A 21187-nucleotide genomic window follows, 5' to 3' on the forward strand; every position below is an offset into this window, starting at 1 on the left:
CGCTTTTATTTCTTGCTTAATTCTTCCAATGCATCCAAAATACCATCCGCACCAGGATTAACGGCTACGGGTGATAAATAGCTCCATGCAATTTTACCTTCTTTATCAATCACAAACAGTGCCCTTTTACTTTCGCCAACTTGATCATCATATACGCCATAAGCTTTAGAAACCGCGCCCTTCGGTTCAAAATCAGCCAGTAACGGAAAATGAAGTTTTCTATTTTCTGCAAAGGCTAAGTGGCACCATACACTGTCTACAGAAACTCCAAAAATCTGTGCGTCATATTTATTAAAATACTTTAGCATTTCGTTATAAAGTGCCATCTGGTCGCTGCATACCGGACTCCAATCTGCAGGATAAAAAGCCAGGATAACATTTTTACCCTTAAAATCCTTGAGTTTTATTTTTTGGTCGGGGGTGGCATTTAATTCGAAATCTGGTGCAGTATCGCCTTTTTGTAACATATTACGAAGCTTAAAATTTAAATCATGAATAAAACAGTACTAATGCCTTCTTGTTTTGTAACAAAAATCAACCTAATTTTTGCCGTTTGATTAGATAAGACTGAAGAATCGGGTAAAAACCCTCATTCATATCGGCATCGATTAAATCGATTTTATATTGAGCACATTTCAGCGCAATCTCTTGTCGATAAGTAGAAACTGCTGTTATATAATTCTCCTTTACCTGATTGGCATGTACTTTAATCATCTCTCCGGTTTCCATATCAATAAACTGGTACGGACGGTTTTCAAAATTGAAATTGACCTCTTTTCTTTTATCAACCACGTTAAAAACCACCACCTCATGTTTGTTGAATTTCAGGTGTTGCAGGGCATCGAAAAACTGATCAGTTTTATCTGTACTTATTTGGGTAGTGAACAGATCGCTAAAGATAATCACCAGGGAACGTTTGTGGATCAGTTCTGCTACCTGGTGCAGTGCCTCACTTAGATTGGTCTTTGCGTTTACCTTTGGTTTCTGTAGCAGCTCTTCCAATTGGGTAAATAAATACTTCTGATGTACTGTGGTCGATTTTGCAGGAGAATTGAACAATATCTCATCGGCAAACAAGCTAAGCCCGAAAGCATCACGTTGTTTCTTCAACAGGTACATTAGCGATGCTGCAGCCTGTATAGAAAATATCAATTTATTGTTTTTAGGCTCGGGAAAGTACATGGACGAGGAAACATCAATCACAAACTGACAACGCAAATTCGTTTCTTCTTCGAAACGTTTGCTGTAAAGTTTGTCGGTTTTGGCGTATAATTTCCAATCTATATTCTTAACGTTATCACCATTATTGTACTGACGGTGTTCGGCAAACTCAACCGAGAAACCATGAAAAGGGCTTTTATGCAAACCTGTAATAAAACCCTCTACCACTTGCTGCGCGAGCAATTCTAAATTACCATAGCTAGTTTCGTTCTCGTAGTTTACAGCCTGCATATCGTAAAGCTAATGAAAGATTTAGAAAATACTCGTAAAAACCGATCAGATTTTGACGGCAAAACGATATTCAGTTAACGAGCACAGCTTTGGGCGCATTAATATTGTTATGAGTGACTTGGAAAGCAATTGCGTTACTTAGCCGACCATGCAGCCCCGCCCCCGCTTCTGCCGATTGAAAAAACCGGCATCTCGCTACGGTCGGGTTTAAGTGGCGCCGACTGTGCTACTATCTTTGGTAATTCAACCCGATTACAATGAACATTCCGATCCTTCATCGGAATAAAATGGAAAACGGAACAGCAAGCCACCATGAAAAAACGCCCCTCCATCTCCGAAAACAAATAGATTTATTTGAAGGCTGAAAGCAAGCCTTCGAGTTTTTAGAATATAATAAAAAAGACCCAAATATAAATACACCTATTTTTCATCTAAGAGAGCCATAATTTGCTCTAGCTCAGCTTTCATTTCTGAACATGATAATAGTAAAGAGGTATTGGGCTTTATGATTGTTTTAATCACTTTACTTCCAGACAAATAATACCGGGCTTCTGTAGTATTTTTAATTTTAAACCCTTTTAAAGAATTGCTTATGCACTGATTATATTCGGGTTATTGTCGTTATGGGTTTATTCTTGTGAGAAAAAGGAAAATCGGAAACAGGAACAGGCTTACAATACAACCCAACATTTGTAACGACACTATTTGCCAAATGACAAATAGTTTAATTTTAAAACGGGCGACCTTCACTGTTAAATTAAAAACAAAAGAAATGAAAACAGTATTAGTTACAGGTGCCTCATCGGGAATAGGTAAAGCAACAGCAATTTATTTGGCACAAAACGGCTACAACGTTTACGGTGCAGCACGCAGAATAGAGAGAATGCAAGACTTAAAAACACACGGGATAAAACCAATTTCTTTGGACATTACCAAAGAAGAAAGCCTTGTTGCTTGTGTTGAACAAATTTTGAAAGAAGCAGGAAGCATTGACATTTTAATTAACAATGCGGGGTCAGGATATTACGGTGCGTTGGAAGATATGCCAATATCTGATGCAAAATATCAGTTGGAAGTCAACGTTTTTGGTGTGGCACGTTTAATACAATTGGTATTGCCCAATATGCGAAAAAACAATTACGGTAAAATTGTAAACATTTCATCGGTTGGCGGAAAAGTAACGCTGCCAATGGGCGTATGGTATCACGCAAGCAAATTTGCTATTGAAGGATTGAGTGATGCGCTTCGTAAAGAAGTAAAGTCGTTCGGAATTGACGTAATAGTCATTGAGCCGGGCGGCACAAAATCAGAAATGACGGGACTTGGAACTGAATATATGTCAAAAGTCTCGGGCGATACTGCATATAGCTCTTTGGCAAAAGGCGTAATCAATATGTATGCAGCACTAGAAAAAGATGCTGCCGACCCAATTGTAATTGCTAGACTTATCAAACGAGGCATTGAAGCAAATAATCCGAAAACAAGGTATGTTGGGGCTTCGGGAGCGAAAATGATGTTATTTTTCAAGAAAATTCTGTCCGATAAAATGTTTGACAAAATGATAATGAGCCAAATGAAATAAAACTATGGAAACATTGATCAATTATTTATTGCAATTCGGAAATTTGAACAAACAGCAAATGGACTTCATCACAAGCAAGTCAACAGAATTAGCACTTCGCAAAGAAGGCTATTTTTCAGAAGCAGGCAAAATAGCAAAACAAGTTGGGTTCATTTTGGACGGCATTCTTCGGGTTTGTTATTACAACAATAAAGGCGAAGAAATTACCAGTTATTTTATAGACGAAAACAATTTTGTAGTAGATCTGGACAGTTTTGATAACAAGATTCCCTCTTCAGGCTATGTGCAAGCCGTTACGGACTGCAAACTAATTGTGTTTTCTAAACAAAATTGGGAAGAAATTGCCAATACCATTGTCGGTTGGGAGAGTATTGTCAATAAAATTGTCAAAAAATCATTAATACAAAAAATAGAGAGAAGAAGTCCATTGGTTTCAGAAGATGCTACAACGCGTTACCTGGCGTTTATGGAAAAATACCCGCAGCTTGCCAATCGTATTCCGCTTTCTTATTTGGCTTCCTATTTGGGAGTTACACAATCGTCATTAAGCCGAATTAGGAAAAATATTCGATAAACATTTTAAATTTTATTTAAGGACTACCAAGACGAATAGCCTCATGATTATCCGTCTTTTGGGTGTCAAGTAGCAGGGCAAAAAGAAAAGTAGCGGTAAAGTCTAGATAGCTTTTTTAGCCAATAATTCATTATTGCAATAAACATTTCGGGTAATGGCGATGGTAGGGCAATCGGAGCAATTCTGTAAATGTACCAAAGTTTAATAGAAGCACAAAAGCTAAAGTGCGCACTTCAGCTCCGTTTTGACAATAACTTGTTACCTGTTCCCCTTTTTAGAATATAATAAAAAGACCCAAATATAAATACACCTATTTTTCATCTAAGAGAGCCATAATTTGCTCTAAATCAGCTTCTATTTGTGAATATGATAATAGTAAAGAGGTATTGGGCTTTATGATTTTTTTAATCACTTTACCTCCAGACAAATAATACCGGTATTCCGTACTATTTTTAATTTTAAACCCTTTTAAAGAAATCGGCTTATCGTATACCGTTTCCTTTTTATATAAAAAAAATAAGTTTTTATTGTTTAAATAGTAATCTGCCTCAGTCTTTCCTGTTTCACCATAAAAAACACAATGTATTTTTTTAAGCGCACCTTTATTATAATAGCCAGTTACCACACCACCTTCTGCCGACATCCCGAAAGCATCTCTGGTTCTTTTCCTAAAAAACTTGAGTTGTTTATTAATTAGCGCAAAATCCGACTTGATTTTTTTGATTGCGGCTACGCTATCTATCGTATTGTTAGTTGGAGTTTTGTCACCTGCAAAAGTATTGTGGCTGCTGCAGATCATGGCTATTAATAGCACAAGCCATTTTAAATAATTTTTCATTGTTAAATCTTTGATTACCAAAAGTAGGCGGTAAAATTTATACACTTAAAATAGTCAAAATTCTCGGCGCCTCAAATCTTTAGCAATCCAATCTTTAAAGAATAATAATTAGTGAGCGTATGCATTCAACATCTGCCGATAGGAAAACGGCATCACCCGAAGATCGGATCTAAGTGGGGCCTGATGGCCATTTCCCTTGGTAAATAAACCGGATTCAGCGGAATAGCCGGATACCAACAATCCGTCAGGAGAGGACTGTAAGCGGGACAGCAAGCCACCATGAAAAACCGTGCCTCCATTTCCTAAAACAAATAGATTTATTTGAAGGCTAAAAGCAAAGCCTTCAAGTTTTGAAATATAATAAAAAGACCTCACAGGTTTTTGAAACCTGTGAGGTCTGAATAACAAAAATTAAAATTAATTACTTCTTCGCTATCTTATACAAATGTCCGTTATCGGTTACAGAATAAAGTGCTCCATCTTTTTCTACCATATCTCTGAAACGTTCGCCTTTACCTTCCAGTAATCTTTCCTCGCCTACAATTTTATCATTTTTTATCACCAATCGGATAATATGCGAACCGCCTAAACCTCCAACAAATAAATTTCCTTTCCACTCAGCTATGCTGTTGCTGTTATAAAAAGCGATACAACCCGGCGAGATACTCGGATTCCAATAATAAACGGGCTGCTCCATCCCTTCTTTTTGCTGAATGCCATCCCCCACTTTTTTACCGCTGTATTCTGTTCCGTAAGTAATAATTGGCCAACCGTAATTTTTGCCTGGCTTAATGATGTTTACTTCATCACCACCTTTAGGCCCAAATTCTGCTTCCCATAAATCCCCGGTTTGTGGATTGATAGCCAAGCCATCCGGATTGCGAAGGCCATAAGCATAAATTTCAGGTCGGGCATCGGCTTTACCGGCAAACGGGCCATTTGCCACAGCTTTTCCTTCAGGAGTAAGATGCAAAATTTTGCCTAATGAAGAATTTAAATATTGTGCCTGTATCCTGATGTCGTTGCCGGAACGTTCGCCTGTACTTACAAATAAATTTCCATTTTTATCAAAAACAATTCTTGATCCGTACTGAAGTTTACCAGAATAAGCTGGTGTAGCACGGTAAATAACGGCTTGGTTTTCTATCGCAGTTTCACTTGCCGCCAATTTACCTTTCGCAATGGCCAATAATACGCCTTTATCCTGTGGCTCTGAATAAGCCCAGTAAACCATCCTGTTTTTAGCGAAGTTAGGATCTAAAGTTACATCCAATAAACCACCCTGACCAGATGGATCTACTTTTGGTAAACCTGTAATCTTTTTGCTCAGTTCCCCGTAGGCATTTAAAATAACCATGGTTCCCTGTTTCTGGGTAATTAAAAATCGGCCATCAGGAAGTACCGAAATAGCCCAGGGATTCTCCAGTTTCTCATTGATTACCGTAATATCCAAAGGAGTTTTGGTTTTTACACCTGCAATACGGGTCTGCCCGGTAAAGGCTGGTTTATAATCTGCAGATGGCGGGTTAGTTTCAACCGGACTTTGGGCCGATACACAAGCAATATTAGCACAGTTTAAAGCTAAACCAGCTAATAAAATCGATAAAGTTTTATTATTAAATAAGTGATTACACATGATTGTTAGTTTTTTTGATTAAAGAAACAAAATTATGTTTGCATTAAAAAACCCAAATTCTTGTTATGAACCTGGGTTTTAAATATGTTACAAGCCCTTAGGCTGATCTTTTTGCTTTAAGCTTAAACTAAGCAAGTTGCTTGTTCAATTTTTCTGCCAACACTGATTTTGGAACAGCACCAACTTGTTTGTCTACCACTTCACCACCTTTAAAGTATAATAAAGCCGGGATGTTGCGGATACCAAACTGCATTGAAATTTGTGGATTGTTATCAACGTTTACTTTTCCAACTACCGCTTTGCCATCATATTCTTTAGCGATCTCTTCTACAACTGGACCAACCATGCGACAAGGGCCACACCATTCTGCCCAAAAATCTACTAATACGGGTTTATCTGATTTTAATACAAGCTCCTCGAAGTTTGCATCTGTGATTTCTAATGCCATAATTATTTTTTTTATGTTCAAATATATGTATTCAATTATAATGCCACCAATTCTGTAATGCCAATTTGACATTATTTTGGTAAATATGGAGAGCGCTTAGCGGCTAGCGACGAGCGTAAAGCTCATCCAAAAACGCCAAACGCCAAACGCAGAACGCTAGTTCAATTTATAATTTACAACATTCATACCCATTAATTGTTCTAAGAACTTGTTGTTGGGGTTAATTTTTAAATTTTTAGAAGGTAAATCAAGCATAATCTGCTTTTCACTATCAAAAACAGCAAAATTGAGTTGGCAGTTTTGCTGCTCCGAATTTGCCTTATTGTCTGCTAATATGGCCTCAATTTCTCTCATTAACTGATCGTTAACCCGCTCAATAGGCACCTGGATTGTTAAACTCTTTGCTAATTTATCGCGCAGTTCAGACATCAGGTTAATTGCCGTGATTTTAAATTCCCAATCGCCTGCTTTTCCGAAGCGCTCGCCTACCCTACCCCTGATCTGTAAGAAATATCCTTCGGTTAAAAATGATTTGAACTTTAAAAAATCTTCACCAAACAAGGCCATTTCGCAGGCATCATCATAATCTTCGAAAACAAAAGTTCCGAAAGGTTTACCGGTTTTGGTAATCCGCTGCGATGCCGTTACCACCAGGCCGCCTACACAAAGCTCGCGGTTTTTTAGTTTTTCAAATTCGGCCAAAACCTCCTCGTTGCTATCGCCCATCCGTACCTTATTGATGATACTGAGCTGCCGGACACTATTGGTACAGAATTTATCAAGTTCGAGTTTATAGTTATCCAAGGGGTGACCGGAAAGGAAAATCCCGATTGCATCTTTTTCATATTTCAACCGGTCCATTAAAGCCCACTCGGGTGAGACAGGTAAACTTGGCTCTAAAATCAGATCGGCCTTTGAGCCACCAAAGAGTGAAGCCTGCGAAGTGCTTTCATTGTTCTGAAAATCATTGGCATATTTAATAATCTTTTCAATGCCATTCATTTTATCATTCGGGCCAATATAAAAATACTGTGCCCTATGCCCGCCAAAGGCATCAAAAGCACCGCTATATACAAAACTCTCGTAAGCTTTTTTATTTACAATACGCGTGTTGGAACGCTTGGCAAAATCGTACACGCTGGCATAAGGTCCGTTGGCCGTGCGTTCTTCGATGATACTCTCTACCGCTTTCTCGCCCACTCCTTTTACTGCCGACATCCCGAAACGTACTTCTCCTTTGGCATTAACCGAAAATTTAAGATCAGATTCATTTACGTCCGGACCTAAAACAGTCACACTCATCTGACGGCACTCTTCCATAAAGAAAGCCACCTGCTTAATATCACTCATGTTATTGGATAATACCGCAGCCATATATTCGGCAGGATAATGTGCTTTCAAATAGGCCGTTTGATAAGCAATCCATGCGTAACAGGTAGAGTGCGATTTATTGAAGGCGTAAGATGCAAATGCTTCCCAATCTTTCCAGATTTTTTCTAAAACGGTAGCATCATGGCCTTTTTCCGAAGCTTGTTTTACAAACTTAGGTTTCATTTTATCCAACACGTCTTTTTGTTTCTTACCCATGGCTTTACGCAAAACGTCGGCCTCACCTTTGGTAAAGCCAGCCAGTTTTTGCGATAAAAGCATTACCTGCTCCTGGTAAACAGTAATTCCGTAAGTTTCCTTTAAATATTCTTCACAGGCATCCAGATCGTATTTAATTTCTTCCTCGCCATTTTTACGGCGAACAAAACTCGGAATATACTCCATTGGTCCCGGGCGGTACAAAGCGTTCATGGCAATTAAGTCGTCAAAAACCGTTGGTTTAAGCTCTTTCATGTATTTCTGCATACCCGGACTCTCGTACTGGAAAATACCAATGGTTTCACCGCGCTGGAAAAGTTCGTAGGTCATCACATCATCAATCGGGAAATTATCGGGATTGAGATCAATACCATGTCTTTTCTTAACCAGTTTCACGGTATCTTTAATCAGGGTTAAGGTTTTTAGCCCCAGGAAGTCCATTTTTAATAAACCGGCGCTTTCTACAACCGAGTTATCAAACTGGGTAACATATAAATCTGAATCTTTGGCTACCGATACGGGAACAAAATTGGTAATGTCGCTCGGGGTAATAATCACACCACAGGCATGGATACCTGTATTACGCAACGATCCCTCTAAAACCTGTGCCTGTTGGATGGTTTCGGCACTTAAATCTTTCTGGCTGCCCAGGTTTTTCAGTTCTACAACTTTCTCATATTCATCAGGACGTAAAGCATCTTTTAAGCTTTTCTCGTCGAGGTTAAATATTTTAGCCAGCTTCATATTCGGGATCAGCTTGGCAATTTTATCGGCCTCAAACAGGGGCAAATCCAATACACGCGCTGTATCGCGGATAGACGATTTGGCCGCCATGGTACCATAAGTAATAATCTGCGCTACCTGGTTGGCACCATATTTATTAATTACATAATCCATTACACGTCCACGCCCCTCATCGTCAAAGTCGATATCGATATCGGGCATGGATACACGGTCGGGATTTAAGAAACGCTCAAAAAGGAGGTCGTATTTGATCGGATCGATATTGGTAATCCCCAGGCAATAAGCCACCGCTGAACCGGCAGCAGATCCCCTGCCGGGCCCAACCGATACATCGAGATTGCGCGCCTCTGCGATAAAATCCTGTACAATCAAAAAATAACCCGGATAGCCGGTTTTTTCAATCGTGGCCAATTCAAAATCCAGACGTTCAATTACATCGTCAGTTAAGGTTCCATAGCGACGTTTTGCACCTTCGTAAGTTAAATGCCTTAAAAATTTATTCTCACCACGTTTACCACCATCAACTTCATCTTCAGCCACCAAAAATTCTTCAGGAATATCAAATTTAGGTAACAGTACCTCACGCGCCAGTTTATAGGTTTCAATTTTGTTCAGAATATCCTGAATGTTCAAAATCGCTTCGGGCAGATCAGCAAAAAGTGCCTTCATTTCATCAGCCGATTTGAAATAATACTCCTGGTTAGGTAAACCGTAGCGATAACCACGGCCACGGCCTATTGGTGTAGCCTGCTTTTCACCATCTTTTACACAAAGTAAAATATCGTGCGCATTGGCATCTTTTTTATTTACATAATAAGTATTGTTGGTTGCCACCAGTTTAACGGCATGTTTGCGGGCAAAAGCAATTAATGTTTCATTAACACGGTCTTCATCTTCCTGGTTGTGGCGCATCACTTCGAGATAGAAATCATCGCCAAACATTTCCTTCCACCAGATCAGCGCTTCTTCCGCCTGGCTTTCGCCCATGTTTAAGATCTTGCTGGAAATCTCACCGCCCAGGTTACCGGATAAAACAATGATATCTTCCTTATACTGCTCTATAATCTGTCTGTCGATACGGGGCACATAATAGAAGCCCTTTGTATAGGCAATCGACGACATTTTGGCGAGGTTGTGATAGCCATTTTTGTTTTTCGCCAGCAATACCATCTGGTAGCCATTATCTTTTGCGGTACGGTCTAAATGGTTTGCGCATACGAAAAATTCCACCCCTACTATCGGTGTCATTACCACCTCGGTAGGACGTTCGCCGGCTTCTATTGCCGCAGCATTTTTGGCTTCGGCTGCTTTATTGTGATTAAGTACGTTGTTTACAAAATGGAAAGCCCCCATCATGTTTGCATGATCGGTCATGGCTACAGCGGGCATTTTTTGTGCGGCAGCGGCCTTTACCAGATCAGGAATGCTGATGGTACTCTGTAATACCGAAAACTGCGTATGGTTATGCAAATGCACAAATGTTGCAGCGGCAAGTTCTTGTTTATTATCGGCAAGTTCCTGTTTAGAAATTCCACTGCCTTCGGTTTTTTGCTGGCGTTTACGGATTTCATCAGATGCAGCCTTTAAATTAATATGCTTTAATCCTATGCCCTGAATTAAGCCTGGGTTTACTTCCCTAAAGCGTGGAAAATATTCTACATCAACAAGCAGTTCTTCTTTTTTGAACACCTCTCTTTTTATCAGTTCCAGAAAACAACGCGTGGTCGCTTCAACGTCGGCGGTAGCATTGTGGGCTTCATTAAAGGGTTCACCAAACAAATAAGAATGTAATTCTGTCAAGGTTGGCAATTTAAATTTACCGCCCCTACCTCCGGGCAATTGCAAAAGTTGTGCGGTAACTTCGGTACAGGTATCTAAAACGGGCATTTCTGCCAGGCGGTTAGCCACACCAAAGCGGTGAAACTCGCAGCCCATAATATTCACATCGAAACCGACATTTTGCCCAACAATAAATTTGGCTTTGTTTAAAACCTCATTAAACCTGGCCAACATTTCGTCGAAACCTATACCTTGTTCCGTTGCCAGTTCCGTAGAGATCCCATGGATCCGTTCTGCATCATATGGGATATTAAATCCTTCTGGTTTTACCAGATAATCCTGATGTTCAACCAATCTCCCCATCTCATCGTGCAGCTGCCAGGCAATCTGTATACAACGCGGCCAGTTATCTGTATCGGTAATAGGTGCATTGTAATTGCGGGGCAGCCCCGTGGTTTCAGTATCAAAAATTAAGTACATATTGTGCGGCAAAGAATTAACCGTTGTAAAACAATAACGGTTCTTCAAAAATAAGGATTTTGAGGGTTGAAGTTGTCAGGATTTTATCAACAAAATATGACAGTCAAACTGAGTTTGGATTTGAAATGACAAGAACCGAGGCGCATGAAAAGTCGTCGGCCTTAGTTAAGGTGGAACCAGGATATTTAGCGAAGAAGATTTCTTTTTTTTGGAAATGAACGGTCAGTTTTCCATAGGGTGATTAAGCCCTGCTATCCGCTTTACTTCGTTGCACTACGTGTTCGCTCCTATCAGGTTTACAAACTAGGTAAGTGCTTCGATGGTCAAGAGCAAACGGTTTGGTTCGTGAAGACACGAACCACGGCTTGAGGATTTTATCAACAAAATCTTTCGACAAACCTTACAGATTTTTAAAACCTGCAAGGTTTAAAATAGAAAAACGCTTATCCACATTTCCAAACGGGTGCATCCATATCAAAACAATTCTATCGTTTTTAGAAACAAATTATTCAGTTAAATATTTACTTTTTTTTCGGAAATGAATGATTCAATTTTTATAGCCTGTTTCTGGCCCTGCCCACATATTTTATTCCGATAGAGATATGGAAATGTTCACTACAATTGGGTTATTACCAAAGATAGTAGCACAGTCGGCGCCACCTAAACCCGACAGCAGCGGCAGCGCCTGATTCTTCATCAGGCCTACAGCGAATGGCGGGACTGCATAAACCCAAACGCTTCTGCACTTGCTTTCCATAACAAATGGATAATCTATAGCACTTAGAACAATGACAAAATTCTTGGCTGCGACCATTGACAGCCCAATAGAAAGATCGTCATTGCGAGGCACGAAGCAATCTTAAAGCGCTAGCTACCAGCGATAGTTGTAAGATTGCTTCGTCGTTCCTCCTCGCAATGACGATACCTCTGCGAGATTTATTTCCATTAAATTCTACTGTCATTTATATTGATTTTTATATCATAAATTATCCCTCAGAATTACAAACCTTTTTTGGAGCCAGCACACACTGAAAACCGCCAATTGCGAACTTATCAAAAATGCTCCTGGCTTACCAGCTCACTTACTTCATACCCTTTCTGCCTGCATCTTTCAATAATATGCACCAATAAATCGGCTTCCATTTTGGGCTCACGAGCCATAATAAAGAGATATTTTTCATCCGGATGCCCTACCACGACATAACTGTAATCATCAGCCAGCTCTATAATCCAGTAGCCAATTTTAAAAGGCCATAAAAACTGGGCTTTCATATCTCCATCGGCTTTTTCCTTGTCGAAAAATAGCTTTGAAGTGATCGATTTTTCTTCAGGTTTCCCATCCTTATGGTAAGTGGTATATACATCAAAATGATCATTATCTATTAAGGTATAGGTCTCAGTAGTCTGTTTCCAATGTTTATCCAATAAGGTTGGTATAGAATATAAAGAATACCATTTTCCCTCGAAGGCTTTATAATCGATATTTGAGATTGGCTTGTTTTCCATATTTATTAGCACAAAAATTGCTGATTAGTAACGATTAATTAAACCCCGATTAAATTATAAAGTTTTGAAAAGCATTTTTTAACCTTATATTTATTTATACCTTCGATAGGTATTTAACGAAAGCGAACCAAAAAATATAAATATATGAAAGTAACCGTTGTTGGCGCAGGCGCAGTTGGTGCCACTTGTGCAGATCATATTGCCCGCAAAGAATTGGCGAACGAACTTGTATTATTGGATATTAAAGAAGGTTTTGCCGAAGGTAAGGCAATCGACATGATGCAAACTGCAACCCTTTTGGGCTTCGATACCAAAATTACAGGGGTAACGAATGATTATAGCAAAACCGCAGGTTCTGATGTAGTGGTAATTACTTCGGGTTTGCCACGTAAACCGGGGATGACCCGCGAAGAACTGATTGGCATTAATGCAGGTATTGTGAAAGGTGTTGCCGAAAATATTTTAAAATTCTCTTCTGAAGCCATCTTCATCGTGATCAGTAACCCTATGGATACGATGACCTATCTTGCGTTAAAATCTTTAGGACTGCCGAAAAACCGTATTATTGGTATGGGTGGAACGTTAGATAGCGCACGCTTCAAATTTTATTTATCACAAGCTTTAAATTGCAGCCCTAATGATTTACAAGGGTTTGTAATTGGTGGCCATGGCGATACCACGATGATTCCATTGACCCGTTTAGCTACTTACCAAAGTTTACCAGTAAGCCATTTATTGGATAAAGCTAAGCTTGATCAGGTGGCGGCAGATACCATGGTTGGCGGCGCTACTTTAACTGGTTTAATCGGAACATCAGCCTGGTATGCTCCGGGTGCGGCAGGTGCAGCATTGGTTGAAGCCATTTTACGCGATGAAAAAAAACTATTTACCTGCTGCGTTTCCCTGGAGGGAGAATACGGACAACAAGATATTTGTTTAGGTGTACCGGTAATAATCGGTCGCAATGGTTGGGAAAAAATCGTCGATTTTAAATTAACAGAAGATGAACAGGTGGCATTTAATAAAAGTGCTAATGCAGTGAGGAACATGAACAGCGTACTGGCAGAAATGAAGTTGGTTTAACCATCTATCTTTAATGATATCGTCACCCTGAACTTGTTTCAGGGTCTTTTAGTCAAGATAGATTTCTCCTCGGCTGTACTGACAGGCCTGTCCGCACAAGGAGGCATCCTGCATTGCTCCAGTCGAGAGATAAAGATTATTTTTCAAAATATCAAAAGAATCTTTAACCATTGAATATCAAAGGTATAGATAAAATAGTAGCTGAGACGCATAACATCAGTACCTACCATAAAATCCCGATTTTAGATGGTCTGGAGTTGTTAAATGCTAAAAAACACACCATTGATTTCCCCTTTCACACGCACAATAATTTTAATATTACGCTGATTTTAAATCAGACTTTTTATACTAAACTCAACGATAAATTTTTACAGGCACCGATCGGTACAATTTCAATCACCAACCCAAACGAAGTACATGCAACCCCCTGCGATAATAAGCTAGGCAATTCTTTTTTTACGTTTTACGTTGCTCCAGACGTGCTTAAAACCTTAAACAAAGGCCATGATGTTTTTTTTGAGGATAAAATCATTTATGATCATAATCTGGTTAACCGCTTACATTATTTGTCAGAACACTTTAACCATCCGGCGCTTAATCTAGAAAAAGCGTTACTATCTGTTTTAGAACAACTGGTTTCCCGTTATGCCTCCAGTATGTATTTTAGTGATCAGAAAACGGTGTTGTTTCAGGATTTTATCAGCGAAAACCTTTCAGAAAAATTTTCATTAACAGATACTGCAAAACGCTTCGGATTAGATAAATACAAATTTCTGCGTCTATTTAAACACGAGACTGGTTTAACGCCAAATAATTATATCCTTTTACAGCGGATAGAAAATTGCAAAAAGCTGCTCACTAAAGAAACAGATTTGATGGAGGTTGCCATTAAAACAGGTTTTTATGATGTGGCACACCTATCAAGGCATTTCAAAAGATTTACCGGTGTAACACCTTCTGAATATAAAAGGGCTTAACCCAATTGCAATATCGTACAACAGATCCCGGCATGTAAGCCTTATTTTTGCTATCATATCTCACAAAAAATGAAAAAAGATAGCTTTACCATCCTTATTATTTTATTTTTCGGTTTCTCGGTGCGTGCACAAGTGGGCCATAACCCCATTCCGATTAAAATAGACAAAACTACAGCCGATTTAAACATCAAGCAGGGCGAAGAAACTTCATTTAGTTTCCGGTTAATAAAAGATCTTTACTACTCAATCACTGTTGAACAAAAAGGAATAGATGTTACAGTAGGATTAAAAGACCATAACGGGAAAACCATACAGGATATAGATTCTCCCAATGGCCGGTTCGGCAGCGAAAAAATCATTTATTCGCCTGATAGTAGCGGTTATTTTATCCTTACGGTTAAACCACTGTCCGAAAGCAGCAATGCGAAAGAGGGTAACTATTCAGTCATCATACAAAGCCCGCCAAAGAAATTAAAAAAACTGAGTTCAAAAGCCCTCGAACAGGATTTCGACATCCTTAAAAATGCTTTCATTGAAACAAATATTGGCCTGTGGTATAATACCTATAAGCAGTTCGACAGCCTATGCAAGGCACAAAAAAGTAAGATAAAAGATCGAATGAGTGCTTTGGATTTTTATCAGATCGTTGCGCCGGTGGTTACCTACACCAAAGAGGGCCATTGTGCAATCCAGACGTCCGAAGAAACGGGTAATTACATCAGGCAACATGGCAAGTACTTTCCATTTCTGGTAAAAATCCTGGATAAAAAGGTTTATGTCCTGAACGATCTTGATCATTACAAAACCAAGGGAATGTTACTTTCGAAAATCAATGGAAATAGTATCGATAGCATCATGACGCAATTTCTAAAAATAGAGCCGGCAGACGGCTATAATACCACAAGCAAATACCGTTGGATAGAAACAGCGTTCTCTAAATATTACCTGCGTTTTTTTGAACAGCAACCGAATGTTTTCGATATCGAACTGATTAACCCAAAAACCAACGATAAGGTTCATTATAATGGAGTACCAGCATTAAGTTTTAAACAATACGGAAAATTTGTTTCTAAAGAAATCCAATCTATCCCTAATTACCGCTATAAAGAACCCGCTGCATTAAAGATCGACACACTGCTCAGCACGGCTACACTAACAGTAAATACATTTTCAACCAACGATTATACAGGTGGCAGAAAGGGTTTTAAAGAATTCTTGGCCAGGGGTTTTCAAGACATTGCTCATCATAAAATAAAGCATTTAATTATTGACATCAGGAAAAATGAAGGCGGTGCACAGGCCATGGAAGACCACTTAATGTCGTATCTGGTCGACAAAGAATATCCAAAATACCAATATGCTGAAATTCCGTCCTTTACCTATTCTTTTTTAGATTATACCGATTACCGGAATAAAGAATCGCAGGATGATTTTGAAAAGGAGTTAAAAGCTGAATTTTATCGCAGCAACGACGGGCGTTACCTGGATCTTCCCGGGAAATACAAAAGTGATACACCCCAAACCAACCGTTTCAAAGGCGATTTGTATATACTCATCAGCGGTTTATCTTTTTCCGGAGGATCAGAATTTGCTGCTTTAGCAAAAAATTATACCCACGCAAGTTTTATAGGTGAAGAAACAGGCGGAGGTTATTATGGCAATACCAGTGGTTTTTTCATCAATTATACCTTACCTAATTCCAAATTAACCGGCCGGATCCCACTCATTAAATTTGTTGTTAAAGAAAAACAAAACAATATTCCATTTGGTCGCGGTGTAATGCCCGATAACGAAGTGCAGCCAACAATTGAAGAGTACTTAAGCGGATATGATACAGAAATGGAATTTGTAAAAGACCTGATCAAAAACAAATAACCCTTACCTGACATGGTTTTTAGGTTAATTAGCCTAATTTAGGCTTCTAAACATTTGTTATGAAAGCCATTTCCATTCCAATAAAAATAATAAACTTACAAGACGATGGCTTCCACCTTTTAGTGGAAGTTATTGTTTTTAAGGAAAAACACCTCGCCGTTTTAGATACCGGCGCTTCACGGAGTGTTTTCGATAAATCATTGATCGAAAAACATATATCAGAAACACTTCAGGTTTCTGATGAAATTAATGCTGCTACACTTTTTACCACCACCACTACCATACAGGCTACTCTTCCTCAATTAAAAATCGGCACCTTAAAGATCTATAATTATGAAACAGTGGCTTTTGATCTGCAGTCGGTAAGCGAAACTTACCAGCAGTTTGGTCACCCGCCTATTATGGGGATTATTGGCGGAGATATCTTAATGCAGTATAAGGCTGTGATTAATTACCAGAAAATGATGCTGAGGCTTTATAGATAAAGATAATTTTTCTTTATGACACCGATCATTTTTAACAAAGCCATTTTAAGTGATATTTGACCTTAATGAAGAAGTTAATCGCAATCTTTTGTATTATTTTTTGGGCCGGATTAATTAGTGGAATTAGCTTTTTGGAAGCCCCGCTAAAATTTCAGGCGCCAGGAATTACCATCCCGCTTGGTTTAGGTATCGGGCAGTTGGTTTTTCAGGCACTCAATAAAATAGAGGTTATATTACTTATGGTGATTTTAGCCTGCTCCTTGCCGGCACCGTTAAAAAACATCAGCAGTATTTTACTTTTTTCGGTTACCATCCTGTTGATGATCGATACCTTTTGGTTATTGCCATTACTTGATGAAAGGGCAAAACTGGTTTTGGCTGGTCATGCCCCGGTAAGAAGTTACCATCATATCTTATATATCATTGCCGAAGCCATTAAATTCCTGATATTGATTACAATGGGTTTCTTAAATTTAAAATCATTAAACCATGAAAAAGGATATTGATAATAGAGCAGATATTATCGTTTTAGTGGATACTTTTTACGAAAATGTTGCGATAAATCCGCATATAGGCCCGATATTTACCGATGTTGCCAGGGTGGATTGGACACACCACCTACCGAAAATGTACGATTTTTGGGAAAGTATACTTTTCGGTAAAGCCATTTATAAGGGAAATCCGATGCTAAGCCATTTTGCACTGAATAAACAAACGCCATTGCAGCAGGAACAATTTGAGATATGGAAAAATCTCTTTTTCCAAAACGTAGACGATTTGTTTACGGGACCTAATGCAGAACTGATTAAACAAAAAGCCCAATCCATTGCTGATTTAATGCACTTTAAAATCAATGCCCCCTTATCGAAGATCAAGATTGTTTAGTTCAATCCGCTTTGATTTCAACTACTTTCTTTATAAATTTAGTTAACCAAACTAAATTTATGTTATGAAATTTCTCAAAATCTTTTTAGGCATTATCGCCGTACTGGCAGTAATCATTATTGGAGGTAGTTTCTTTCTTCCAAAAAGCTATTCCGTTAATCGGACTATAACCATTCTTGCTCCAGACAGTATTATTTATAAAAACATTGCCGATTATCATGAATTTTACAAATGGAATGCATGGTCTAAAATGGATCCAAAAGCGAAGATTACCATTACCGGTACAGCTGCTCAGCCGGGTCACCTGTACCAATGGAATGGTGAAAAAAGTGGTACCGGACAAATGCTGATCAATAAAGCAGAGGCAAATAAAATGGTCGATATGGAATTAAAATTCATCAAACCCATGGAAAGCATAGCAAACACCCGCTTTGACATCGAAAAAGCTGAAAATGGAAATAAAGTAACCTGGACCATGAGTGGAGATAGCAAAGGCATCATCAACAAATGGTTTTGCTTATTTATGGATAAAATGATCGGTAAAGATTTTGAAGATGGATTGAAATCCCTCAAAGAGAAATCAGAGAAGGAGATTTAATTGCATTGTCATTCTGAGAGATAATTTATTGTTTAAAATCAATATAAAATGGCAGTTTTTTTTGCCAAATGGTGAGCTGCTAGCGTCCGTAATTGCGGGAAGGCTTTTTCAGCCGACGAAGCAATCTTACAACGATAGCCACCAGCGGGCGTATTAAGATTGCTTCGTGCTTCGCAATGACGACCCTTTCTTGTTTAAATCTGTCAACGGTAACGAAGTCGAAGCCCCTATTGTGCTTCAAAGATCTCTTCATTCCGCTTTGCTCCAGTCTAGGACGTGCGCCCTGGAAACTTTGCATTCTCTGTGCCTTAACTTCATGATCTTTTTGGTTAAAAAAGCAAGTAATATTTCCAGGCTCTCGAAGAGAGCCTTTTTTTATTCTTTGAAACACCAACCAAACAATTATCCCTGCTTTGGGTTAAAAAAGTATCAAAAGTGGTCTAACCATCAATTAATATTTTGTAATTTCCTGTTTTTTAGATTACTTTTCCATCAAATGAATTTATTACTTGTAGAAGATGAACCAAGTGTTGTATCTGTAATTTCGAGGGGCTTAACAGACGAGGGATTCACCGTAAGTATTTCTCCTGATGGTTTAATCGGGAAACAGATGGCTTTGGATAATCAGTTTGATCTGATTATCCTTGATATTATGCTACCTGGAATAAATGGCCTGGAACTCTGCAAGATCATTAAAGAGCAAAAACCCAATACGCCCATTATCATGCTTACAGCCTTAGGTACTACCGAAAATGTGGTAAACGGACTGGATAATGGCGCAGATGATTATTTGATCAAACCATTTAAATTTGCTGAACTTTTTGCAAGGATCAGAATGCTGCTGAGGCGATACCATGGTGTGGTTTCGCAAGATCAGATTATTGCTGTAGGCGACCTGCAGCTAAATTTAAGCGCAAAAACCGTAAAGCGAAACCAACAGGAAATCATTCTTACGGCAACAGAGTATCGGCTACTGGAGTATATGGCTAAAAACAAATCCAAAATTTTATCCCGGATAGATATTCTGGAAAACGTGTGGGATATCGATTTTAACCTGGGCACCAATGTAGTTGATGTTTATGTTAACTACCTTCGTAAAAAAATAGATAAGAATGCTGATCAAAAGCTGATCCATACTGCGGTAGGTTTAGGTTATATATTGAAAGAAAAATAGATGGAGATCGCCAAGAAAATCACTTTACTTTTTGCCATTTTATCGGCAGTTATTATTTCCTTATTAAGTGGTTTTGTTTGGTATTTTTCTAACGAATTTGCCTTTGAAGATTTTTACAAACGCCTGGAAGCAAGGGTTAATATTGCTGCCCAGATTAAACTTTACAAAGACGACAACAATAAGGTTTATGCTAAAATGCGCAACAGATACCTGGAGCGGTTGCCTTCTGAAAAGGAATACATCATTCAAGCAGGAAAACCAACCAATAAACTGGATCGCGAATTGCCAGCAAGTTTTTATAACCGGATAAATGCAGGTTACGTAGCCCGCTATCGCACGGAAAACCACTTTTATGCCGGCAAATATTTTAAAAATCCGAATGGAGGATATATTGTCATTGTTTCTGCAAATGATCCTGTCGGTTTCCGCGAGTTAAAAGACCTGCAAAGAATTTTAATTATTGGCTTTTTTCTTTCGGTCATATTATCATTTGTGGTAGGCTGGAAATTTTCCAATTACATGTTGATGCCCCTGCGAAATATCATTAAAAGTGTAAAAAGAATAAAGGCCGAAAATTTGCACCTAAGGCTGGATGTTAAAAAAGGTAATGATGAAATGTCGCAACTGGCGCAAACCTTTAATAATATGCTCAACCGTTTGGAAACGGCTTTCGAGACGCAAAATAATTTTATCAGCAATGCCTCACATGAGCTGAGAACACCTTTAACCATCATTAGCGGAGAGGTTGAGCTGGCTATGAAAAACATTAAGGATGCGGACAAACAGGAAAAAGCATTATCAAAAATCAAGAATGAAGCAGAACGGCTGGAGCATATTTTAACCAGTTTATTAGGCCTGGCACAATCGGGTTTCAATGGAAAAAACCAGCCCTGGGAAGAAGTACGAATGGATGAATTGTTATGGGAAATTAAAGATTCGGTAAACCAGGTTCATCCGAACAGTAAAATAGAAATCGATTTTAGTAAACTTCCCGATGATGATGAATTGCTTTCGTTGCGGGTAAATAAAAACCTGATGAAACTGGCCATCAGTAATATTGTAAATAATGCCTGCAAATATTCTAATGAAAAATTGGTAAGCATTAGTATAGAAAGTAACGTCAATATGCTTTCGATCTCGATAACCGATCGGGGTATTGGCATCCCACAAACCGATATCCAGCATATATTTGAACCTTTCTACCGGGCTTCAAACACCAATGATTTTAAAGGTTATGGAGTTGGGTTGCCACTTTCGTTAAATATTATCCGTTTACACAGGGGGAGTATTGCCATCAAATCGCAGGAAGGCGTTGGTACGGAAATCAAAGTATTGTTACCTGTGTCAGGTTGATTGTTTACCTCGTTTAAACTGGTTAATTGTAAATCGGCCTTAATAATTATCAACTACATAACAATTCGTCAATTACTTTAAACTATGCTTTAGACTTCTGCATAGATGAGCATGGCTAACGCACTAATTAA

At 38.7% G+C, this 21187-nt stretch carries 18 protein-coding genes; 11 read left to right on the forward strand and 7 right to left on the reverse strand.

Annotation, left to right across the window (positions count from 1 at the left end):
- Positions 1-5: 5 nt before the first annotated feature.
- A complete protein-coding gene (locus tag DV942_RS06155; protein ID WP_145856125.1) occupies positions 6-467 on the reverse strand; it encodes a redoxin domain-containing protein in 462 nt (153 codons plus the stop codon).
- Positions 468-534: 67 nt separating this feature from the next.
- Complete coding sequence (locus tag DV942_RS06160; RefSeq protein ID WP_145856127.1) at positions 535-1452, reverse strand: DUF58 domain-containing protein; 918 nt, start codon at positions 1450-1452, stop codon at positions 535-537.
- Between the two features lie 772 nt (positions 1453-2224).
- On the opposite strand from DV942_RS06160, the gene DV942_RS06170 reads away from it, so the two are divergent.
- Together DV942_RS06170 and DV942_RS06175 are read left to right on the forward strand one after the other, a co-directional pair.
- Positions 2225-3034 carry an oxidoreductase gene (locus tag DV942_RS06170; RefSeq protein ID WP_145856129.1) on the forward strand — a complete coding sequence of 270 codons (810 nt, stop codon included), beginning with the start codon at positions 2225-2227 and terminating at the stop codon, positions 3032-3034.
- 4 nt (positions 3035-3038) lie between these two features.
- Positions 3039-3608: a Crp/Fnr family transcriptional regulator gene (locus tag DV942_RS06175; protein ID WP_145856131.1), complete on the forward strand. Its 570-nt coding sequence runs from the start codon at positions 3039-3041 to the stop codon at positions 3606-3608.
- Between the two features lie 310 nt (positions 3609-3918).
- Here DV942_RS06175 and DV942_RS06180 read toward each other — a convergent pair whose 3' ends face one another.
- The 5 genes from DV942_RS06180 to DV942_RS06200 form a co-directional block, all read right to left on the reverse strand.
- Positions 3919-4446 carry a hypothetical protein gene (locus DV942_RS06180; RefSeq protein ID WP_145856133.1) on the reverse strand — a complete coding sequence of 176 codons (528 nt, stop codon included), beginning with the start codon at positions 4444-4446 and terminating at the stop codon, positions 3919-3921.
- Positions 4447-4867: 421 nt separating this feature from the next.
- A complete protein-coding gene (locus DV942_RS06185) occupies positions 4868-6082 on the reverse strand; it encodes a PQQ-dependent sugar dehydrogenase (RefSeq protein WP_145856135.1) in 1215 nt (404 codons plus the stop codon).
- A gap of 127 nt (positions 6083-6209) precedes the next feature.
- Positions 6210-6530, reverse strand: a complete 321-nt coding sequence (gene trxA, locus DV942_RS06190; RefSeq protein ID WP_039482143.1) for a thioredoxin — start codon at positions 6528-6530, stop codon at positions 6210-6212.
- A 156-nt stretch (positions 6531-6686) separates the two neighbouring features.
- Positions 6687-11120, reverse strand: a complete 4434-nt coding sequence (gene dnaE / locus DV942_RS06195; RefSeq protein ID WP_145856137.1) for a DNA polymerase III subunit alpha — start codon at positions 11118-11120, stop codon at positions 6687-6689.
- Positions 11121-12173: 1053 nt separating this feature from the next.
- The gene (locus tag DV942_RS06200) at positions 12174-12626 is read right to left on the reverse strand and encodes a lipocalin family protein (RefSeq protein ID WP_145856139.1); all 453 of its coding nucleotides are present in this window, start codon (positions 12624-12626) and stop codon (positions 12174-12176) included.
- 144 nt (positions 12627-12770) lie between these two features.
- On the opposite strand from DV942_RS06200, the gene mdh reads away from it, so the two are divergent.
- The 9 genes from mdh to DV942_RS06245 all read left to right on the forward strand — a co-directional run bounded on the left by mdh (position 12771) and on the right by DV942_RS06245 (position 21056).
- The gene (mdh, locus tag DV942_RS06205) at positions 12771-13709 is read left to right on the forward strand and encodes a malate dehydrogenase (protein ID WP_145856141.1); all 939 of its coding nucleotides are present in this window, start codon (positions 12771-12773) and stop codon (positions 13707-13709) included.
- Between the two features lie 170 nt (positions 13710-13879).
- Positions 13880-14686 (forward strand): AraC family transcriptional regulator, encoded by an 807-nt coding sequence (locus DV942_RS06210; protein WP_222431168.1) that lies wholly within the window; start codon positions 13880-13882, stop codon positions 14684-14686.
- A 69-nt stretch (positions 14687-14755) separates the two neighbouring features.
- The gene (locus DV942_RS06215; protein WP_145856143.1) at positions 14756-16561 is read left to right on the forward strand and encodes a S41 family peptidase; all 1806 of its coding nucleotides are present in this window, start codon (positions 14756-14758) and stop codon (positions 16559-16561) included.
- Between the two features lie 59 nt (positions 16562-16620).
- On the forward strand, positions 16621-17046 hold the full coding sequence (locus DV942_RS06220) for an aspartyl protease family protein (protein WP_145856145.1): 426 nt from the start codon (positions 16621-16623) through the stop codon (positions 17044-17046).
- Positions 17047-17111: 65 nt separating this feature from the next.
- Complete coding sequence (locus tag DV942_RS06225; RefSeq protein WP_145856147.1) at positions 17112-17552, forward strand: hypothetical protein; 441 nt, start codon at positions 17112-17114, stop codon at positions 17550-17552.
- Positions 17536-17931, forward strand: a complete 396-nt coding sequence (locus DV942_RS06230; protein ID WP_090982827.1) for a group III truncated hemoglobin — start codon at positions 17536-17538, stop codon at positions 17929-17931. The genes DV942_RS06225 and DV942_RS06230 overlap by 17 nt, the downstream gene beginning before the upstream one ends.
- 64 nt (positions 17932-17995) lie before the next feature.
- The gene (locus DV942_RS06235) at positions 17996-18529 is read left to right on the forward strand and encodes an SRPBCC family protein (RefSeq protein WP_145856149.1); all 534 of its coding nucleotides are present in this window, start codon (positions 17996-17998) and stop codon (positions 18527-18529) included.
- Positions 18530-19025: 496 nt separating this feature from the next.
- Positions 19026-19703 (forward strand): response regulator transcription factor, encoded by a 678-nt coding sequence (locus DV942_RS06240; RefSeq protein ID WP_090982821.1) that lies wholly within the window; start codon positions 19026-19028, stop codon positions 19701-19703.
- Positions 19704-21056, forward strand: a complete 1353-nt coding sequence (locus DV942_RS06245; protein WP_145856151.1) for a sensor histidine kinase — start codon at positions 19704-19706, stop codon at positions 21054-21056.
- The last annotated feature ends 131 nt before the right edge of the window (positions 21057-21187 follow it).

This window comes from Pedobacter suwonensis, from assembly GCF_007833675.1.
In the GTDB taxonomy this organism is placed as follows: Bacteria; Bacteroidota; Bacteroidia; order Sphingobacteriales; family Sphingobacteriaceae; genus Pedobacter; species Pedobacter suwonensis.